The organism is Polynucleobacter sp. Fuers-14, from assembly GCF_018882045.1.
Classification (GTDB): Bacteria; Pseudomonadota; Gammaproteobacteria; order Burkholderiales; family Burkholderiaceae; genus Polynucleobacter.
Map to the genome: position 1 here is coordinate 40,312 of NZ_JACVPG010000007.1, position 19,731 is coordinate 60,042.

General features: G+C 45.3%; 20 protein-coding genes. 12 read left to right on the forward strand and 8 right to left on the reverse strand.

What is annotated here, in order from left to right; genetic code table 11:
• Nucleotides 1-7: 7 nt before the first annotated feature.
• Nucleotides 8-1,909 (forward strand): 1-deoxy-D-xylulose-5-phosphate synthase, encoded by a 1,902-nt coding sequence (gene dxs, locus ICN40_RS05170; RefSeq protein ID WP_216242608.1) that lies wholly within the window; start codon nucleotides 8-10, stop codon nucleotides 1,907-1,909.
• A gap of 25 nt (nucleotides 1,910-1,934) precedes the next feature.
• On the forward strand, nucleotides 1,935-2,762 hold the full coding sequence (folE2, locus tag ICN40_RS05175; protein WP_216120426.1) for a GTP cyclohydrolase FolE2: 828 nt from the start codon (nucleotides 1,935-1,937) through the stop codon (nucleotides 2,760-2,762).
• Between the two features lie 23 nt (nucleotides 2,763-2,785).
• On the opposite strand, the gene tsaD is transcribed toward folE2, so the two are convergent.
• Nucleotides 2,786-3,859 (reverse strand): tRNA (adenosine(37)-N6)-threonylcarbamoyltransferase complex transferase subunit TsaD, encoded by a 1,074-nt coding sequence (gene tsaD, locus ICN40_RS05180; protein ID WP_216242610.1) that lies wholly within the window; start codon nucleotides 3,857-3,859, stop codon nucleotides 2,786-2,788.
• Between the two features lie 77 nt (nucleotides 3,860-3,936).
• Between tsaD and rpsU the strand changes: the two genes are divergently transcribed.
• From rpsU to rpoD, 4 genes are all read left to right on the forward strand, one after another.
• Nucleotides 3,937-4,149: a 30S ribosomal protein S21 gene (gene rpsU / locus ICN40_RS05185; protein ID WP_011903537.1), complete on the forward strand. Its 213-nt coding sequence runs from the start codon at nucleotides 3,937-3,939 to the stop codon at nucleotides 4,147-4,149.
• A gap of 128 nt (nucleotides 4,150-4,277) precedes the next feature.
• Nucleotides 4,278-4,724, forward strand: a complete 447-nt coding sequence (locus tag ICN40_RS05190; protein WP_215358464.1) for a GatB/YqeY domain-containing protein — start codon at nucleotides 4,278-4,280, stop codon at nucleotides 4,722-4,724.
• Between the two features lie 49 nt (nucleotides 4,725-4,773).
• Nucleotides 4,774-6,750, forward strand: a complete 1,977-nt coding sequence (gene dnaG / locus ICN40_RS05195; RefSeq protein WP_216242611.1) for a DNA primase — start codon at nucleotides 4,774-4,776, stop codon at nucleotides 6,748-6,750.
• 234 nt (nucleotides 6,751-6,984) lie between these two features.
• A complete protein-coding gene (gene rpoD, locus ICN40_RS05200) occupies nucleotides 6,985-9,546 on the forward strand; it encodes an RNA polymerase sigma factor RpoD (protein ID WP_216242613.1) in 2,562 nt (853 codons plus the stop codon).
• Nucleotides 9,547-9,575: 29 nt separating this feature from the next.
• Here the strand turns inward: rpoD and ICN40_RS05205 are convergent, their stop codons facing one another.
• The 5 genes from ICN40_RS05205 to ICN40_RS05225 all read right to left on the reverse strand — a co-directional run bounded on the left by ICN40_RS05205 (nucleotide 9,576) and on the right by ICN40_RS05225 (nucleotide 13,973).
• Nucleotides 9,576-9,980 (reverse strand): PIN domain-containing protein, encoded by a 405-nt coding sequence (locus tag ICN40_RS05205; RefSeq protein ID WP_072582870.1) that lies wholly within the window; start codon nucleotides 9,978-9,980, stop codon nucleotides 9,576-9,578.
• The gene (locus ICN40_RS05210) at nucleotides 9,970-10,200 is read right to left on the reverse strand and encodes an AbrB/MazE/SpoVT family DNA-binding domain-containing protein (protein ID WP_072582921.1); all 231 of its coding nucleotides are present in this window, start codon (nucleotides 10,198-10,200) and stop codon (nucleotides 9,970-9,972) included. Before ICN40_RS05210 ends, ICN40_RS05205 begins: the two co-directional genes overlap by 11 nt.
• A gap of 780 nt (nucleotides 10,201-10,980) precedes the next feature.
• Entirely contained in the window at nucleotides 10,981-12,324 is a 1,344-nt protein-coding gene (locus ICN40_RS05215) for a chloride channel protein (protein ID WP_071467721.1), read from the reverse strand.
• Nucleotides 12,321-12,845, reverse strand: coding sequence for an HPP family protein (locus ICN40_RS05220; protein ID WP_216242615.1), 525 nt, complete (start codon nucleotides 12,843-12,845; stop codon nucleotides 12,321-12,323). The genes ICN40_RS05215 and ICN40_RS05220 overlap by 4 nt, the downstream gene beginning before the upstream one ends.
• A gap of 3 nt (nucleotides 12,846-12,848) precedes the next feature.
• A complete protein-coding gene (locus tag ICN40_RS05225; RefSeq protein WP_216242617.1) occupies nucleotides 12,849-13,973 on the reverse strand; it encodes an HPP family protein in 1,125 nt (374 codons plus the stop codon).
• A 74-nt stretch (nucleotides 13,974-14,047) separates the two neighbouring features.
• Between ICN40_RS05225 and ICN40_RS05230 the strand changes: the two genes are divergently transcribed.
• The 4 genes from ICN40_RS05230 (at nucleotide 14,048) to ICN40_RS05245 (ending at nucleotide 16,792) form a co-directional block, all read left to right on the forward strand.
• Entirely contained in the window at nucleotides 14,048-14,401 is a 354-nt protein-coding gene (locus ICN40_RS05230) for a hypothetical protein (protein ID WP_216242618.1), read from the forward strand.
• An 86-nt stretch (nucleotides 14,402-14,487) separates the two neighbouring features.
• Nucleotides 14,488-14,979 carry a peptidoglycan-associated lipoprotein Pal gene (gene pal / locus ICN40_RS05235; protein WP_216242619.1) on the forward strand — a complete coding sequence of 164 codons (492 nt, stop codon included), beginning with the start codon at nucleotides 14,488-14,490 and terminating at the stop codon, nucleotides 14,977-14,979.
• Between the two features lie 32 nt (nucleotides 14,980-15,011).
• Complete coding sequence (locus ICN40_RS05240; RefSeq protein WP_071467726.1) at nucleotides 15,012-15,524, forward strand: hypothetical protein; 513 nt, start codon at nucleotides 15,012-15,014, stop codon at nucleotides 15,522-15,524.
• Nucleotides 15,525-15,856: 332 nt separating this feature from the next.
• Complete coding sequence (locus tag ICN40_RS05245; RefSeq protein ID WP_216242620.1) at nucleotides 15,857-16,792, forward strand: formylglycine-generating enzyme family protein; 936 nt, start codon at nucleotides 15,857-15,859, stop codon at nucleotides 16,790-16,792.
• Nucleotides 16,793-17,177: 385 nt separating this feature from the next.
• Here the strand turns inward: ICN40_RS05245 and ICN40_RS05250 are convergent, their stop codons facing one another.
• Both ICN40_RS05250 and ICN40_RS05255 read right to left on the reverse strand, forming a co-directional pair.
• A complete protein-coding gene (locus tag ICN40_RS05250) occupies nucleotides 17,178-18,359 on the reverse strand; it encodes an integrase core domain-containing protein (protein WP_216242621.1) in 1,182 nt (393 codons plus the stop codon).
• A gap of 124 nt (nucleotides 18,360-18,483) precedes the next feature.
• Nucleotides 18,484-18,750, reverse strand: a complete 267-nt coding sequence (locus ICN40_RS05255) for a hypothetical protein (RefSeq protein ID WP_216242622.1) — start codon at nucleotides 18,748-18,750, stop codon at nucleotides 18,484-18,486.
• A gap of 72 nt (nucleotides 18,751-18,822) precedes the next feature.
• Between ICN40_RS05255 and ICN40_RS05260 the strand changes: the two genes are divergently transcribed.
• Complete coding sequence (locus ICN40_RS05260) at nucleotides 18,823-19,050, forward strand: transposase (RefSeq protein WP_280767850.1); 228 nt, start codon at nucleotides 18,823-18,825, stop codon at nucleotides 19,048-19,050.
• Between the two features lie 107 nt (nucleotides 19,051-19,157).
• Nucleotides 19,158-19,673 (forward strand): DDE-type integrase/transposase/recombinase, encoded by a 516-nt coding sequence (locus ICN40_RS05265; protein ID WP_216242625.1) that lies wholly within the window; start codon nucleotides 19,158-19,160, stop codon nucleotides 19,671-19,673.
• The last annotated feature ends 58 nt before the right edge of the window (nucleotides 19,674-19,731 follow it).

The window sequence follows — 19,731 nt, forward strand, 5'->3', positions numbered from 1 at the left end:
AGGTTCAATGACTTTACATTCCATTAACTCCCCCGACGATCTCAAAAAACTCTCCCGCGAAGATCTACCAGCTTTAGCTGATGAGTTACGCGAGTTTGTTTTGGATTCTGTATCCAAGACGGGTGGACATCTGTCGTCCAACTTGGGAACGGTAGAGCTCTCTATTGCTTTGCACTACGTCTTTGATACCCCGCACGATCGCATCGTTTGGGATGTTGGCCATCAAAGTTACCCACATAAGATTCTGACTGGTCGTCGTGAACGCATGGGTAGCTTGCGTCAGCACAAGGGCTTGTCAGGTTTTCCGCATCGCTCTGAAAGTGAGTTTGATGCTTTTGGTACCGGTCATTCATCCACGAGTATTTCTGCGGCAATGGGTATGGCGCGTGCGTTTCAAACCAAAGGCGAACGACATGTAGCTGTTGCGGTGATTGGCGATAGTGCGATGACCGGTGGTATGGCTTTTGAGGCCATGAATAATGCCGGTGTATACGACGACTTACCCCTCGTAGTGATTTTGAACGATAACGACATGTCGATCTCGCCTGCCGTGGGTGCGCTCAATCGCCATCTAGCTAGATTGCTTAGTGGCAATATTTATTCGGCGACCAAAAAAGGCATTGATAGTGTTTTATCAATTGCGCCCCCTTTGCGTGAATTTGCTAAACGCCTTGAAGATCACGCCAAAGGAATGGTTTCTCCATCGACGATCTTCCAGGAGTTTGGCTTTAATTATTTCGGCCCGATTGATGGCCATGATTTAGATGCTTTGATCCCGATGCTGCAGAACGTGCGTCGCTTGGCTTTAGAAGGTCGCGGACCCCAGTTCTTGCACGTGGTGACTAAAAAAGGTCAAGGCTATGAATTAGCTGAGGCTGATCCTGTGCTCTATCACGGCCCTAGTAAATTTAATCCTGAAGAGGGTGTCAAAAAATCAGCCGCCAGCAAAAAAACGTTTACTCAAGTATTTGGTGAGTGGTTATGCGACATGGCGCATGCAGATCCTTTATTGGTGGGCATTACTCCAGCCATGCGAGAGGGTTCCGGTTTAGTTGAATTTGAGAAGAGTTTCCCTAAGCGTTACTACGACGTCGGTATCGCTGAACAGCACGCGGTCACTTTTGCAGCCGGTATGGCATGTGAGGGCATGAAACCAGTAGTAGCGATTTACTCTACTTTCTTACAGCGCGCGTATGACCAACTCATTCACGATGTGGCGATACAGGATTTGCCGGTGTTGTTTGCATTAGATCGCGCTGGTCTCGTTGGTGCTGATGGCGCTACGCACGCTGGCGCTTATGACATTCCATTCTTGCGTTGTATTCCGAATATGCTGGTGATGACGCCGGCAGATGAATCGGAATGCCGCGACTTGTTAACGACTGCCTTTCATCAGCCACATCCAAGCGCAGTGCGCTATCCGCGTGGTGCAGGCGTTGGCACTATCCCATCTAAAGAATTACGCACTCTACCGTTTGGTAAGGGCGAGATTCGTCGCAAATCCACTGCGCCTGCTGGTCAACGTGTGGCGATATTGGCGTTTGGCACTTTGCTCTACCCAGCACTCGAAGTGGCTGAAGGGATTAATGCAACGGTGGCCAATATGCGCTTTGTAAAGCCGCTCGATGTAGATCTTATCCAATCGTTAGCGGCTGATCATGATTATTTTGTGACGATTGAGGATGGGGCTATTGCCGGTGGTGCAGGTAGCGCTTGTTTAGAGGCGCTCTCGAATCTCGGTATTCAGAAACCCCTCTTGCAATTAGGTCTTCCTGATCAATTTATCGAGCATGGTGACTACAGTCTGCTGATGACCAAGTGTGGCTTGGATGTTGAGGGTATTGCTAACTCCATCAAACAACGTTTTCCGGCAATATTGACCATAAATACTACGCTGTTAGGCAAATAAGCCCGTTTTGCCTGAAAATAGAGCCATGAATGACTTGAATCCCGCATTTCTGAAAGCCAGCGCAATGCCTGACGTGCAATCCACTTTGGATGAGCGGGCACTGCCTATTGAGCAAGTTGGTATTCGTGGCGTACGTCATCCACTGACCATTCGCAGCAAGACGGGTAACTTCCCATCGGTTGGAACTTTTGAGATGGATGTGGCCTTACCTGCGCATGTAAAGGGTACGCACATGTCGCGATTCATGGCGCTTCTCCAAAAACAAGATGCGGCTGTGGATAGCACCACCATTGTTGCCTTAGTTCGTGATATGTTGCCTTTGCTCGATGCTAAAGAAGGCCACGTGCAATTTACTTACACACATTTCGTAAAAAAAGCAGCGCCGGTTTCTGGTGTAGAAAGTTTGATGGATTACGAAGTGACTTGGATGGCAACAGCCAAGCAAAATGCAACAGGCGGCGCTGATATTGAATTGGGTTTACGCGCACAAGTTCCAGTAATGAGTTTGTGTCCTTGCTCAAAAGAGATTTCTGAGTTTGGTGCACATAATCAACGTTCACACGTCACTATGACTGTAGCGTTGGATTCTGAAACGCAGATGACAGTGGAGGATTTAGTTGCCGCTGCTGAAAGCGAAGCTTCTAGCGAGTTATGGGGATTGCTGAAACGTCCCGATGAGAAATGGGTTACTGAGCATTCTTATAGCAACCCGAAGTTTGTAGAAGACTTAGTGCGTGACGTAGCCGGCAATCTCAAGGCAGATCAGCGTATCCGCTCTTTTGTGGTGGAGGCTGAGAACTTTGAATCCATTCACAACCACAGCGCATTCGCCAGAATCAGTCATCAGAAATAGGCAAATTCAGATAGGCAATAAATCTATTTCAGGTTATTGCTTTGCAAATCCCAGCGGGGTTTGATATCAAAGGCTCCAGAAGTTGTGGAGCCATTATTTTTTTCGATCATGCGCAGTGCCCCAGCAAAAGCGATCATCACGCCGTTATCCGTGCAGAGTTCAAGCGGCGGGTAATGTACTTCAAAACCATTGTGTTTCGCTTTGTCATTGAGTGCAGCACGTAGTTGCAAATTGGCACCAACGCCACCTGCGAGCACTAAATGTTTGCAGGCCGTTTGTTTGAGTGCTTTCTCGGACTTACTGACAAGAACTGCCACGATGGAGTCAACAAAACTTCTAGCAAGATCCGCGTGAAATTGTGCAAGCTCTGAAGGGTTCACAATATTTTTTTCTGCAAACTTTTTCGCTTGATTGAGAACGGCCGTCTTTAATCCAGAGAAAGAAAAATCTAAATCACCAGAGTGCAACATGGGTTTAGGTAAATCAAAAATACCTGGGCGGCCTTGCTCTGCCAATTTAGAAATAGCTGCGCCACCGGGGTAATCCAAGCCGAGTAATTTGGCCGTCTTATCAAAGGCTTCTCCCGCCGCATCATCCAAGGTTTCGCCAAGCAGCTCGTATTGACCAATCCCGGAGACTTTCATGAGTTGCGTGTGGCCACCAGATACCAGCAAGGCAATAAAGGGGAATTGAGGGGCGGTTTGGCCCAAAAGCGGGGACAGTAGGTGTCCTTCGAGGTGATGTACCCCTATAGACGGTAAATTGAGACCTTGGGCTAGGGATTTAGCAAAAGCGCTTCCTACCAGGAGGGCGCCAGCCAATCCAGGGCCTTGAGTGAATGCCACAGCATCAATATCGGCCAATTTGAGGCCAGACTGGGCTAATGATTGGTCTAAGAGGGGTAAAACACGACGAATATGGTCGCGGGAGGCTAATTCGGGGACAACGCCCCCATAGTCCCGGTGCATGGCGATTTGAGAGTGCAGGCCCTCGCCCAATATGCCCTGGAAGGCCGGTTTACCCTCTTCCCAAGGCGTGGTGTTGTATAAAGCCACCCCGGTCTCGTCACAAGAAGTTTCTATTCCTAAAACAATCATTTTTTTACTTAGCCGTGCTAGAATCGCAATTCAGTTAATTTTTCGATATCTATCGAGCATATACGAGTTAAATAAGTATGACTACAGTCCGCCTCCGCGAAAACGAACCATTTGAAGTGGCATTGCGCCGTTTCAAGCGCACCATTGAAAAGAATGGCCTTTTGACAGACTTGCGTGCACGCGAGTTCTACGAGAAGCCAACGGCTGAACGTAAGCGCAAGAAGGCTGCAGCTGCTAAGCGCCATTACAAGCGTATTCGCAGCCAAATGTTGCCTAAGAAGCTTTACTAATAGAATTTAAAAGCTCTCCTCACCGAGAGGCTTTGAAACCCGCTGACGGTGAAACGCAGCGGGTTTTTGCTTTTTAATCACCATTATTAAATGTTCGACGTTTTATATTCAATACCAGGAATAAAGCCATGAGTCTAAAAGATCAAATCACCGAAGATATGAAAAATGCTATGCGCGCTAAAGAAGTTGAGCGCCTAGGAACGATTCGTCTTTTATTGGCAGCGATCAAGCAACGCGAAGTCGACGAGCGCATCGTGGTTGACGATGCTGGTGTGATTGCAACTGTCGAAAAAATGATTAAGCAACGTAAAGATTCGATCTCTCAATTTGAAAAAGCCAATCGCGATGATTTAGTTGCGATTGAAGCTGCTGAGATGGTGATTTTGCAAACGTATTTGCCTGCGCAGTTATCCGATGCTGAAGTAGAGGCTGCAGTAGCTGCTGCCGTTGCTTCCACTGGCGCTGCAGGCCCACAGGATATGGGTAAGGTCATTGGCGTACTGAAAGGTCAATTGGCTGGCAAAGCAGATATGGGTAAAGTATCTGGCTTGGTAAAAGCCGCATTGGCGAAGTAAGTAAACTCAGTAGCTAGTCAAGAAAGCAAAATCCTTTCATACTGGCTACATGGCGCTCATTCCACAATCCTTCATTGCCGATCTTTTAAATCGGGTTGATATCGTTGATGTGGTTGGGCAGCACGTTAAGCTGAAAAAAGCGGGCGCGAACTTTCAGGGTTTGTGCCCCTTTCATTCAGAGAAGTCCCCATCATTTTCAGTTTCACCTACTAAACAGTTTTATCACTGCTTTGGTTGTGGCGCCCATGGATCTGCCATTAGTTTCTTAATGGAGTATTCCGGACTTGGATATGTGGATGCTATTGAAGATCTTGCGCGTTCCGTAGGCTTAGATGTGCCTCGTGAAGAGCGCACTGCAAATGATGTAGCGAGACAGCAGCAAGCAATGGCATTGAGTGAGGTGATGAGCACTGCTGCAGATTGGTATCGCCAACAACTCAAAGGCAATACCAGGGCAGTTGAGTATTTAAAGGGCCGTGGACTCACTGGTGAGATTGCTAAGCGTTATGCCTTAGGTTATGCGCCTGACGGCTGGCAGGGTCTTGAAGCAGTATTTGGCACCTACTCTAATGATGAGGTTGCCAAGACTTTGCTAGAGGGCGGTTTACTGATTCAGGGTGAACAGTCCGAAGGTGCAAATGTAAAGCGCTACGACCGTTTCCGTGACCGCATTATGTTTCCTATTCGCAATCCCAAAGGTCAAACCATTGGCTTTGGTGGACGGATTTTGGATCAAGGTGAACCCAAGTATTTAAATTCTCCTGAGACGCCATTGTTCTCAAAAGGCAATACGCTTTATGGCTTGTTTGAAGCAAGACAAGCGATTCGTACCCAGGAATATGTTTTGGTGTGCGAAGGCTATATGGATGTTGTTGCCTTAGCGCAATTAGGTTTTCCAAACGCGGTTGCAACACTGGGTACAGCTTGTACGGCAAACCATGTACGCATGCTACTCAGACAAACCGATAAAGTGGTTTTCTCATTTGATGGTGACTCCGCTGGTCAACGTGCTGCACAGCGTGCGCTTGAGGCTTGCTTGCCTTTAATGTCAGATGATAAAGAAATTCGTTTCTTATTCTTACCGACAGAGCATGACCCTGATAGCTATGTTCGTGCTTATGGCGCACCGGCTTTTGAGAAGGTCATTAAAGAAGCCATGTCTATCTCTAGCTTCTTCTTTAAGGTTGTTAGTGAGGGTCACGAGCAAACTACCCCAGAGGGTAGAGCCCATACCCATCATGCCGCTAAGCCGCTTTTACTGTCGATGCCTCCCATTGCTTTGCGTACGCAAATTCTGCGCGAACTCGCGATTCGTACCAATACTACCCCTGCAGAACTTGAAGCATTTTGTGGTTTAACAGTAGCGCCTGCGCTTGTTCGACAAACTACTTATCAGCCAGCACAGGCGCGCTATCAAGGTGGACAGGGTAATCAAGGTAACCCAAATAGCCAAAATAATTTTTCTAATAATGGCAATCGGCAAGGCGCGCCTTGGCAAGTATCCAAAGGATCTGCAAAAAGAGTTGCTACTCAAAATATCGAGCCACCCAAGGCACCAACGGATTTAGCCGAGCAAATGCTGCGAGTGATTATTCAGTTTCCGCATTTAGGAAAAGCATTGGATGAAAATAAGCGCGCACTAGCATTGAAGGCGGCAGAGCAGAGATCTGAAAAAGCCCACGCTTTGATGAAAGATCTTTTGTCACAGTGTGACTTGGTTGAGTTGATTCCAGGCGAGGGTAATAAACCAGCGATCGCAGGTGCCGGCGCATTTGCCATGTTCCAAGATCAACTCTCTCGTAGTGAGTTGGCTCCTCTGTATGAGGTCCTGAGAAATCGGGTGATGGGTTCTGATTTGGAGTTAGAGGGTGCAGCTGCTGATCTTGAGGGGGCATTCAAAAAGCTGGAATTAACCCATCTCAAGCAGGAAATGACTGAAATCGCCCAAAAGATCTCTGGAAGCATTGCTTCTGAGCAAGACAAAGCCCGTTATCGGGAATTGGGCGAAAAGCTGAAATTCTCCTAAGAATTTACTGAAACACCCCTAGAAATCCCCCGAAATTACCCCATATTTTTAAGTGTTACGGAGGTAAAAAAGTCGCAATCGACTATAATCCTCTGTTCCCAAGAAAAAACCGATTTAATTCAGCCACTTGCGCTTTATTTTGATGAAATTTGGGGTAAGTGAGTAAGTGAGTTACTACGGGGCTGTGTTTCATCAGTCGATATCAATAACAGTAATGTGAGTAAGTGCTAATAAATGCCGAATACCAAGACCAAAAAACCAGCTCCAAAAGCGAAAGCTCCAGCTAAACCAGTAAAAGCCGCTGCAAAACCAGCGGCCAAAGCAAAAACCCCAGCTAAGCCAGTAAAGGCTGCCGCAAAACCAGTTTCTAAAGCTAAATCACCAGCTAAGCCCGCTCCAAAAGCGAAAGCTCCTGCAAAGCCAGTAAAAGCGGCTGCAAAACCAGCGCCTAAAGCTAAGGCACCTGCTAAGCCAGCTCCAAAAGCTAAAGCACCAGTTAAACCGGTGAAGGCTGTCACAAAGCCAGCCCCTAAGGTTGCAGCTAAAGCGCCAGCAAAACCAACAAAAGCAGTTGCAAAGCCAGCGGCAAAAGCGCCGGCAAAGCCAGTTGCTAAAGCCCCTGTGAAAGCAGCAAAAGCAGAAGTCAAAGTTGAGCCAGTAAAAAAAGGTAAAGCTGCGCCTGCTCCTAAGGTTGAGCCAGTTAAAGAGGCAAAGGAAGTAAAAGCAACCAAAGATAAAAAAGCCCAGGTTGCTGAAGTTGAGGCGCCAGTAGCTGAAGAAGAAAAGAAGCGTGGCCGTAAAGCCAAGGCGGATGCTCCTGCAGAAAATGCGGAGCCAGTTTTAACGGATCGTCAAAAAGCGCGTGAGCGTAAAGCTAAAGAGAAGGCGCTCTTAAAAGAATTTGCAGCACAGCAGTTGGGTACTGAAGAGCAGCAAGAGCTACGTCGTGCTCGTTTGAAGACTTTGATCAAGATGGGTATGTCCAAGGGCTATTTAACCCATGGCGAGATGAATGACGTGATGTCTGACGAGTTGTCTGATGCGGATGCATTAGAGACTTTGATCAGCTTGCTCAATGACATCGGTATTACTGTTTACGAACAAGCGCCCGATGCTGAAACCTTAATCCTGTCTGACAATACAGAAGCTGCAGCTTCCGAAGAAGAGGCTGAAGAAAAGGCTGAAGCTGCTTTATCTACAGTGGATTCAGAATTCGGACGCACTACCGATCCAGTACGTATGTATATGCGTGAGATGGGTACAGTGGATTTGCTGACTCGCGAAGGCGAGATCGTCATTGCGAAGAAGATTGAAGCCGGCCTCAAAGATATGGTGATGGCTTTGGCTGCTTGCCCTGTAACGATTGCTGAGATTTTGAGCAACGTTGACAAGATTGCTAGTGGCGAGATGGAGATTGACCAGTTTGTGGATGGTTTGGTTGATCCTAACGCAGAAGATATTAAGCTTGGACCTGAAGAGCCAGAAATTGATCCGGATGCTGAAGAAGGCGATGAAGAGGGCGGCGAAGACGAAGGTGGCGGCGGCGGTGGCGGTGCTGCAACAGCGAATGCCAAGCAATTAGAAGAGTTAAAGCAGATTTCTTTAGAGAAGTTTGCAATCGTACGTACACAGGCCGATAAGATGCGCCGTGCGTTTGATAAGGATGGTTATAACTGTCCTGCGTATCTGAAGGCGCAAGAAGCAATTCGTGCTGAGTTGCTTGGTTTCCGTTTGACAGCGAAGAGTGTTGAGAAGTTATGTGACACTATGCGCTCACAAGTGGACCAAGTATGGAAACTTGAGCGTGGCATCGTGAGCTTGTTGGTAGACAAGGTTGGCGTTAATCGTAGCGAAGTATTAAAAGACTTCCCTAAGATGTCCATGAATTTGACTTGGACTGAGAAGTTGCTCAAAGAGAACAAGCCTTACAGCGCACTCTTGCAACGTAACGTCCCTGCAATTCAAGAACTTCAACAGAAGTTGATTGATATTCAGAAGAATGTTGTTATTCCACTTCCAGAATTAAAAGAAGTAAACAAGCAGATGATCGCTGGCGAGAAGCGTGCCCGTGAAGCGAAACGTGAGATGACGGTAGCCAACTTACGTTTGGTAATCTCCATTGCTAAGAAATACACCAACCGCGGCTTGCAGTTCTTGGACTTGATTCAAGAGGGCAACATCGGCTTGATGAAAGCGGTAGATAAGTTTGAATACCGTCGTGGCTATAAGTTCTCTACCTATGCAACATGGTGGATTCGTCAGGCGATTACTCGTTCGATTGCTGACCAGGCTCGTACGATCCGTATCCCTGTTCACATGATTGAGACAATCAACAAGATGAACCGTATCAGCCGTCAGATCTTGCAAGAAACTGGCCATGAGCCAGATGCTGCAACCTTGGCGCTGAAGATGGAGATTCCTGAAGATAAGATCCGCAAGATCATGAAGATTGCTAAAGAGCCTATCTCCATGGAGACACCAATTGGTGACGATGAAGATTCTCATTTGGGCGACTTTATTGAAGATGGCAATACATTGGCTCCAGCCGAAGCAGCATTGCATGACTCTATGCGTGATGTGGTGAAGGACGTTCTTGATTCATTAACACCACGTGAAGCAAAAGTATTGCGTATGCGCTTTGGTGTTGAGATGAGCACTGATCACACTCTCGAAGAAGTCGGCAAGCAGTTTGACGTTACTCGTGAGCGTATTCGTCAGATCGAAGCTAAGGCCCTGAGAAAAATGCGTCACCCAAGCCGTAGCGACAAACTCAAGACCTTCCTCGAGGAAGATTGATTGTCTAGCACTTCGATATCGTGAGTCCTTTATAAAAAAGGATTCACGATCTGCAGTCTCTTATCAATTACTTGCCGGTGCTGCATATCTTCTGAGTACAGTTTTTCGCATCCTGCTTGCAAAGCCGCAGCAATAATCATTGAATCATAGTGATGGTATCCATATCGCCTGGACACCATCAATCCAGTTTCAAAAGTATCTATGTCAAGCGATCTTACGTTGAATGTAGACGTAAATAAATCTAAGAATTCATCCAGCTCACTATTAGATATTTTTATTTTTCTAATGCTAGCAGAAGTAAATTCATTAAGCACTTGAACGCTTATTACGTTCGATTGCTGTAAATTTTTAGTAACCCAGTCTGCTTTTTTGGTATCTGATGATAGTAAATAAAGTAGGGTATTGGTATCAAAAAATATCTTCTTAGCGTTCATTCAATTCAGATCTATCAAAGTGAAAATCAGCGGGCATGCGACCACGAAATTTTCTCAAACTTTGAAGCCTATCCTGCAGGGAAGGTTTCTTCTTAACTTGGAAATGCTTTTTATCCGCAACATGGACCTCAATGTCATCCCCTTCTTTTAGCTCTAAAAATTCGACCACTTGAGCTGGTAGACGAATGGCAAGGCTGTTCCCCCATTTTGATACGACCATGATTTTCATCTCCTTTAGATATACATATAATAATGTATATCTAAATAAAAACCAACATTTCAGCAAGTGCATACCAATCAATCATTTGAAGAGCCCCTTCAATTACAATGAGTGGTTAGGGCCCATAGCTCAGTTGGTTAGAGCAGAGGACTCATAAGAAAGAAGCCCTAGGGGTCTTGTAACAAAGACCTCAATAGATTCAAGAGCTTAGTGGTCGATTAGGTAGTCAAAATTGCTTACACACCGCTTACACACCAGAGCAAAAACCGAGGTGTGTAGTAAATGCGGTTTTAGTGTGGTTTTGAAGTGGTAAACACCAGCAGTAAGGTGTGTAGTAAACGTAAAGTTTTAGGGCCTATAGCTCAGTTGGTTAGAGCAGAGGACTCATAGCGAAAGTTGTGCCTTATGTGTGGAAACTGCATAAGGGATGGTGTCAAATTCGGAGAAAGCTAAATGCAGCCAAAAGCTGCACAAGCTAACGCCGAGCCAAGCTTCAGCATGAAAGTGCTGTTGAAGGTGTAGAGACTAGACGGCACCCACCTAAGTAAGGATGTAAATCTTTATATGGTGAAGGCATAGTCCAGGGAGTAGTGAAAGCTACACAAACCGGAATCCTTTGGTCCCAGGTTCAAGTCCTGGTGGGCCCACCAATGAAATCAACGACTTAGGGAGAAATTCCTAAGTCGTTTTTCTTTCTGCGCCACTAGGTGTGTAAGCAATCTCCACATATCTTTCATGGTAACCCCAATAAACATATAGATCTGCAGTTGGAGCAATAAACTACTTGTGGATTGTGGTGACTGGGTATGGTTGAAAGGCTTTGGTCAATCGAAACAGCTGAATCTTTGCTAGGCTTGGGTAGAGTGGCCTGCTAATCATTTTTGATATACCGCCAGCAACAAGTGCACTTGCCATTAGACTGAGTACCAATCCATGCCCATCAACCATCTCCATTACGATAATGAAAGAAGTCATAGGTGCTTGCGTGACAGCAGCTAAAAATCCCGCCATTCCAATTGCGATAAGAATTTGAGCGCTAGGCAGAGTTAGGGCGGTAGAGATGGTATTACCAATTCCCGCACCAATAGCGAGAGATGGCGCAAAAATGCCAGCAGGCACACCAGACCAAGTGCTAAGCCAGGTAGCTATGAATTTAAGGGGTACAAATAGATAAGAGGTGCTCTCTGATCCCGCAATGATTGACTGTGTGTGGGAATAGCCAGTTCCATAGGTCTCACCATTGCTGGCTATTCCTATGAGCGCCACAATGAGTCCGCATGCTCCAGCAAATATCAAGGGGGAGTTTGTTCGAAATTTTCCTAGTAAACCTCTGTTTACTCTAAGGGAAATAATCAATACTTTCGAAAACAATCCACCTAGGATGCCACTTACTAAAATCACTAATATGCAGGGTACGATAATGTTGAGACTAAATCCACCTGGCTGTATCACGCCAAAGTATGTGTAATTTCCATCGATTGAGATGCCCACTAAACCAGCTAATACAATTGACGCAATCATTAAGCCATTACTACGCTGTTCTAAAGATTTAGATAGCTCCTCAATGGCAAACATAACCCCACCCAGCGGGGTATTAAAGGCTGCAGCAATTCCTGCTGCACCACCAGCCATAATCAAAGATGCTTCAGAAATATTGGCTGCAGAGGGTAACCAGCGTTTTGCATTTCTCATGATCCCTGCAGCAATCTGTACTGAGGGGCCTTCTCGTCCAAGGGATAGGCCAGCTAGAAGTCCTGCTGAGGTAAGAAAAATTTTAACGATACTTAGCTTTAGTGAGACAAATAAGCCTCTATCTTCAGGTTTGCATTTAGAGTCTAATGCTGCGATCACTTGAGGAATCCCTGACCCTGCAGATCCTGGAGCAAATTTTCGGGTAAGGTAAACAATGACTATGGTGACTATTGGAGTCCAAAATAATGGAGCCCATCTATTGCGACCTTGAAGTGCTAAAAACCAATCAAAAGAAAATTCTGCTAACTTGGTAAATCCTACGATAGTGAGGCCTGCGACAGCTGCATAGCTTAAAACAATCGAGCGACCAGCCCATAGTTTCCAATTTAGAAATTCTTTCTTTAGTGTAACTAGAAATCTAGCGTAAATCATTTTTTCACCAATAGGAATTTCATTAAAACTTTGTTGAATAAATAAGTTGTGATCAGCAATACAAGAACATCCAGAGCAATTGGATTAAAGGCTAAAGTGTAATCTCTAAGCCTCTCGCTAATAATCAGAATTGGTAAGATTATTGCAGGGGGATGCAAGCATTCGAGTAGAAGCATTAGAGAAAAGCAAGTTGCAAACGCAGCGACCATAACCCATTGGGCGTAATCAAATACATATACAAATGCAAAGCCTATAAGAGAGCATAAAAGATATGATTGAAGAATAACACCCGCTGAGGTCATGGATTTAGTGGGCATTGTAAATATCATCAATGCGCTAACGACGAAGGGTACTAGCAATAGTAAATTTTCGTTGTCTAAAAAATGATTCAGTAGATATAAAAGGCAGATCGTAATCATGCTACCCAAGGTGATGACTAATTGCTGCGCAATAGAAAGCTGAGACGGCGGCGGCTTGAGCGCCTCATAAATTTTGGAGCACCAGCCTTTAAATTTATTCATGATTTATTTGATAGAACCATGAATTGCCCTGACAAAATCTGCCTGGGTTATCACGCCCACTAATTCGTGATGTTCGTTAGTAACTGGAAGGTGATGATGACCAGCACCTTCAAAAATCGCAACTAAATCAAGTGCATTACAGTTTGCGCTAATCACCTGAATATTTTTTTGCATGATTTGCTGAACTGCATTTGGGTAGGCGCCGGATGGCTTAACTGATGCCCTGTTAAAGCTGTGACGCATTAATCCTATAAGGCGCTGTCCAAAAGTTTTGTCAAAATTAACTGCGGCATACTTTAAAAAATCTTCTAAGGTGATAATTCCAACCACTTGATGATTTTTATCAACCACTGGTAGTAATTTAATATGGTTTTTTCTTAGCTTTGTCCAGGCTTCTTCCAAAGGCGTTGCCAATTCAACATAGATAGCAGGAGAGCTCATAATAGTAGGGCAAAGAATAGATCTTAATTTTCGTTGGTATGCATGTAATTCAACATCGCGAATAATATTTGCTAAGTCCCCTGGATTGATGTCGATGAATTCTTTGTACCGTGCTAAGACTTCATTAATTTCTTTGCTATTTCCATCATCACCCGCAGATACTTTTATGGTGATTGGCGCCTGATGTGGGTATGTCTTTCCAGTGGCCCTGTTGTAGGCAACACCTGCTATGACTAGCAATAAGGAATCTATAAAAACTGGAAATAATACGAATCTGTAGCTAATAATATGACCGAGAACAGCGCTTAAGGCAGTTGCGGCAGCTGGGGCATGGAGGCAGTTGAGAAAAAGCATTACCAGTATTGAGGCGCCAATCGCTACGGGAACACCAATTCTAGGATCTGGAATCCAAACAGCGCATGTCACGCCAACGATTGCGGCAACTATATTGCCGCCCATAACGGCCTTGGGTTGAGCCATAGGGCTTGAGGGGAGCACAAAGACAAGTAGTGCGCTGGCCCCAAGCGAGGCCATAGCCCACTCATTAATTTGGGTAAATTCACCAATAAATTTACCGAGAAAGGCCACAAATGCACCTCCAATTACCCCGCCAATTGCAGATCGCCAGTGTTCGGAAGATGGCACAGGTATCTGATTTTTATTGAAGATTTGCCAAATCGGTTTCATTTAATCCAAAATTGAGGTCAGGGGTTAATATAAGAGACATTATCCATCTTCCTTATGGGTATAGAATTTCAGATATGGTTTTAAGTAAAAAGACTCTCATCATCGGCTTATGCCTTTTACTGATCGCATTCAAGGCGGCAGCTGGGAATATCTTTATTCAGAGTGCGGTGGAAAGAGCCCACCTCCAGGTTAATATTTGTTCGAGTTTGGGTGCTGAGCATGCCTTGACCCAACAAGATTCTACTGACGACAAGCAGCCTGTTAGCGCCATGTATGTGATGTACCATGTTACCGCCAACGTGAGTGATACTCAAATTCTCATACCAATTCAAGCTGAGTCAGTTATTGCTTACGGCATGCGAGGTGATAGACTGTATTTCGACAATATCCCAGACTCTGCATTTAAACCCCCAAAACACACCCTCTAATTTCTTTAGAGGGTGGGGCTTTGATTATTCCCCATCGAAATTGTTTTTATCTGAACCTGCTTTCAGATATTTTGGGAATTACTGCAATGTCAAAGTTATACAAATTATTATTCACCATTTCCCTTATCGGGCTCATTTCTGCCTGTAGTAGCGTCAAATTAGATGATGTCAATAGCGTCGCCACTGTTAATGCTGGTGGCTCCATGACCTACGATCCAATTGGCGATCCAAAGTCTAGCGTTTATGGCAAACGTTCAATCTACTTTGAGTTTGATAGCTATGCTATTGATCCAAAATATGCATCCACTATTTCAGCGCATGCCTCTTACTTGAAGGCATTTCAAAAGCAAAAAGCCTCGGTAATTATTCAGGGGAATACCGATGACCGCGGAACTGCTGAATATAACTTGGCACTTGGGCAACGACGATCTGAAGCCATTAAAAGGGCTTTAGTGAGTCAAGGCGTTAGCGAATCTCAATTAGAGGCCGTGAGCTTTGGCAAAGAGAAACCTGAAAATCCAGCACAAACCGAAGCGGCTTATGAAGAAAACCGTCGAGCTGACATCGTTTATCACTAAATATTCACACGATCCATTATTTGGAAAACATTATGAAAAACTTTTTTAGAGTAGTTTGTCTTTCAACTTTGGTGTTGGCAGGCTGTGCAAATAACAAGCCTACCAGCACTGAGTTAACACCAGAGAACAAGGCTGAGATTCAAGAGCAAGTTAAGACCGTTCAGAAAAAAATGTCTGCCTGTGTAGCGGGGGTTAATAAAACAGATGATACGAAATATGTTGATGCCAACATTATTGTTATTTCGACTAACAACCCAAATGCGAACAAGTTATTCAATTCAGCCGACTTCATCAGCGATGAGCAGGCTGTTGAGCTGAAAAAATTCAAGGAAGCAACTATGCAATGCCGTCCAATTGCTAAAGAGCTGCCAAAGCCAGAATTGGTGGCAGTTTATGAGTATTACAACTCTAAAGTAGATGATGTTTATAACGATCTAGTTAATAAAAGAATCACGATTGGTGTTGCTAATCAAGAGAGGCAAATGCGATTGCACTATACCAACGACAAGTGGGCTCAAGCCATGAAGACTTACCAGGGAGGTTAACTCATGGGCGCTAGATATAGATTTGTTTGCCCCTCTTGTAAGTTTGACTGTATCTGCTCAATTGGTAGAGAAAGAACTGGTAGCTATTTAAGCGTACCCATGATTTGTCGCCAATGTAAGGATGTTGCGGAATATAAGGTCACCGATCCTTTGAGTCTATCAAGTTCCTATCTCGGTGATCTCTCTTGTAGGGTCTGTCACTCTAGCGAGTATTTAGATGAGTGGGATGGAATTACGTGCCCGCAATGCCAAAAACCGATGCGGGCCATAGGCGCTGATGTCGATGCTAAAAAGTCAGACGAGGATTTTGGTTTTGGGCGTAGAGGTCGATTATGAATATAGACTCAGTTGAACTGAAAAATAATCATATTGGAATGAGCTTTGCTCGTATTCCTGCTGGAAGTTTTTTGATGGGTAGTAACGAGTCGGAGGATTCTCTGAGAAAAGATTTCCCTCAGTATGATTCTGCGCGACTCTCAGCATTTGATGATGAGAGCCCCTTACATAAGGTCATAATTTCCAAGCCATTTTGGATGGGCCAGTATCCAGTTACCGTTGGTCAGTTTGAGTTATTTTTAGTCAATTCAGGATATATGCCTGAATCGATCCGAGATGGTACTGGGGGTTATGGATTTAATCCACTTGATGTCAACACAAAAACCATAAACGACGAAGTTTTTGAAGGCCGCAATAGCCGTTATGCGTGGGATGAAACTGGATTTACTCAAGAGGATGATTTTCCGGTAGTGAACATTACTTGGAATGACGCTAATGCTATGGCTGGGTGGTTAAGTGAAAAAGAGGGCAAGAGGTATCGATTGCCAACAGAAGCTGAGTGGGAATATGCCTGTAGAGCTAGAACGAGTAGTAGATACTTTACTGGTGACAATCCAAGTTCACTTTTCTCACATGCAAAAGTATTTGATTTGGATACCGCAAGGATTTGGTCGCAATGGCAACAATATGCTCTTGACCATTACAGTCATTATGAATTTGCGGCGCCTGTTGGTAGATTTCTTCCTAACCCATTTGGCCTATATGACATGATTGGTAACGTATGGGAGTGGTGCTCTGATTGGTATGCAGAAAATTATTATCAAGAATCACCAACGATTGATCCACAAGGGCCCAAAGACGGCGAAGCAAAAGTCAGGCGTGGCGGATCATGGCACACATGGCCTTTGTACTGCAGGTCCTCTTTTAGAAATGTGAATACACCAGACTCAAGATATATATTGCAGGGGATGCGCTTAGTGTTGGAGGAATGAAACGTGCTTTAAAAGGACGGTTCATGCATAGGGCCCCCAATCGACACAAGGAGTCGTCATCCTTGTGTCAGTCAAATCCTTGTTAGGCCGCCAAACTCAAATGTACTCCTTGCCTGGGTCAAAACAACTCAATCCTATACAAACACCCGGGCAAGTTTTGTGCACAAAGTTTGCCTATGGTGGGGTGAACCTCATAATCGTTATCTAAAGTAACACCTACTAATTTCATCCAAAAACCACTTTGGAGCAACGAAGTACTAGATGGTTGCTCACAAATCCTTTGGTCCCAGGTTCAAGTCCTGGTGGGCCTACCAGAAAAGGAAAGGTACGTACCGGACACATGCTTTACGTCCGGTACCGACCACATGGTTTACACCTTTACCAATCACATCCCCAATACTTTGGGACCAAATGGGTTTTCTAAGGCTTGTACCCGAGAAGACTCCATATCAAAGTAAGCCATATCGTAATCCATAAAGCTCACTAACCACACGTCGTCTTCGACCTGCCGTAAGCCTACGTCATGACCAGCGAACACCGTACTAAAGTGAATCTTCTTACCATCAAGGCAGATGCGTCCGCAGTTAGTCACGGTCACTGTCTTATCGTGGAAGGGATAACTCACATCGGGCAGTCCTTCGTATTTTCGGGTCGAGGGGGTATAGAGCTGTGCCGGTTTTTTCATCTCCAGTGCTTGATGGGGCCGCTCATAGTTGTACTCATAGATAAAGTCTTCGAACTTATCTTGCTGTTGCAAAAGTGTTTTGGCAGGGGGTTTAGTCGTCGCTTGCTTGAGCGTTAAATGCATGCGTTCATGGCGACCATTTTGCTGGGGATTGCCTGGCTTGATGCGCTCAATACCAATGCCTAAACGAAGCCACCACACCGATAGACTACTTAAACCATAGAGCGCATTAGCGCAGGCAAACGGCACACCGTTGTCTGAGCGGATGGAGCCTGGCAGCCCATACTCTTTGAAGAGTTGCTCAAAGACCGTAAAAGCCTGCGCTTCGCGAGTACTCTCTAGGCCTTCACAGCAAATGAGGAAGCGAGAGGCATAGTCCGTCACGGTTAAGGGGTAACAGTACTGCTTATTACCCAGCATAAACTCCCCTTTGTAGTCCACGCACCATAGAGCATTCGGTTCTTTGAGATCCGATAAGTTGGTCCCCGTGAGCTTGGGGTGGTGGCGTCTGCGTTTCTTTTTGACTAAGCCATAGCGATCGAGAACGGCATGCACCGTGCTTTTGGCGGGCAATGCTAACTCCGGGTAGTGGGTGTGCAATCTGTCGCGCAATTTAGGAGCGCCCCAGGTCGGGAACTCCTTTTTGAGGTTCACGATCAGTTGCTCGACCTGGAAGGGCAGCCGATTGGCTTGCCTAAAGGGCCTTCTTGATCGATCCGTAAAGGCTTCTAAACCACTGTCTTTATAGCGATCAATGATTTTATGGCCAGTGACTCTGGAGATTCCAAACTCCTGGCAAAGGGTAGCAATCTTCTCGCCATCAAGGTAACGAGATACAAACTTGAGCTTTTCATCCATCTTCGTACTTTCATTCCACGGCATAGTAAGGTCCCTCCTATGCCAAAAACTGTAAAGTATGTGTCCGGTATAAAGTGTTAACTATGTGTCGAGTCGTACAAAATACCAACCTTCGGGTTGGTATTTTTATTGCAGAATTCATTTGTAATTAATTTAAAACTATTAGTGAGACTAATTGATTGATATCCCGCATATTTTCCAGTTCGAGAACTTGCTCAATCACCCTTTCTGTTTTCTTTGCACCTAAAACGGGAGACATTAAATCACGCGCTTTTGCGCTAACGATTTCAACGGTCAACGGATTTTCTTTTGTACCTGGTGGGAAGCGAGTATGTTGCTTGAGTACGGTTCCATTATTTGAACTGACCTGATTTTTAGTACCACTCCAAAAGAGAGGATTTTTGATAATCTTCACCTTAAAGGAGTATTAAATATGGCTAAAGGTCAACGTCTTAAACCCGAATAAATTGTCACCCTGTTACGCCAAATCGATGTATTAACCAGCAATGGCAAAACCCTCGCCCAGGCTTGTAAAGAAGTGGGAACGGTTGAGCAAAGCTACTATCGTTGGCGCAAGATTTATGGCGGCATGAAGGTGGACCAAGCTCGCAAGTACAAAGATCTAGAGCTGGAAAATACCCGACTCAAGAAGCTCGTAGCGGACTTATCGCTACGAGAAGTCATGCTCAAGGAGGTCATTAAGGGAAACTTCTAAGCCCTACTAGGCGTAAAAATGCAGCGCAGCTGCTCATGGATCGGTATTGCATCTCTGAGCGGTCTGCCTGCAGTTTAGTGGGGCTCTCCAGAGCAGCGTATCGCTATATGCCATTACCCAGAGATGATGAAGGGCCGCTACGAGCTGAAGTCATCCGTATGGCCGGCACCTACGGTAGATACGGTTATCGGTTTATTGCCAGCATGATGCACGGCGCTGGTTGGGGCCAAGCTACGACAAGCAAGGTCGCTCGTATCTGGCGAGAGGAAGGCCTGAAGATCCCACAAAAACAACCCCCTAGAGGCAGGCTCTGGCTAAACGATGGAAGCTGCATGCGCCTGCGAGCGACCCAGCCCAACCATGTGTGGAGTTACGATTTTGTCTTCATTAGAGACGCTTATGGTCGCAAGATCCGGATGCTGACCATGATTGATGAGTTCAGTAGAAAATGTTTAACGATCCACTGCGCCAGAAGAATTGGCTCAATCCAGGTGATTGAACAACTGGCCAATGCCATGATTACTCACGGCATCCCAGAGTACATACGCTCAGATAACGTACTAAATGCAAGAACTTTTTCCAGCGATAGGCAAAGCCATACCGTAACTGCAATTTGCAGTTAAAAAAATCAAACTTACTACTTGTCTATACCCAAACGGTCACTTCCACAAATAAATCAGG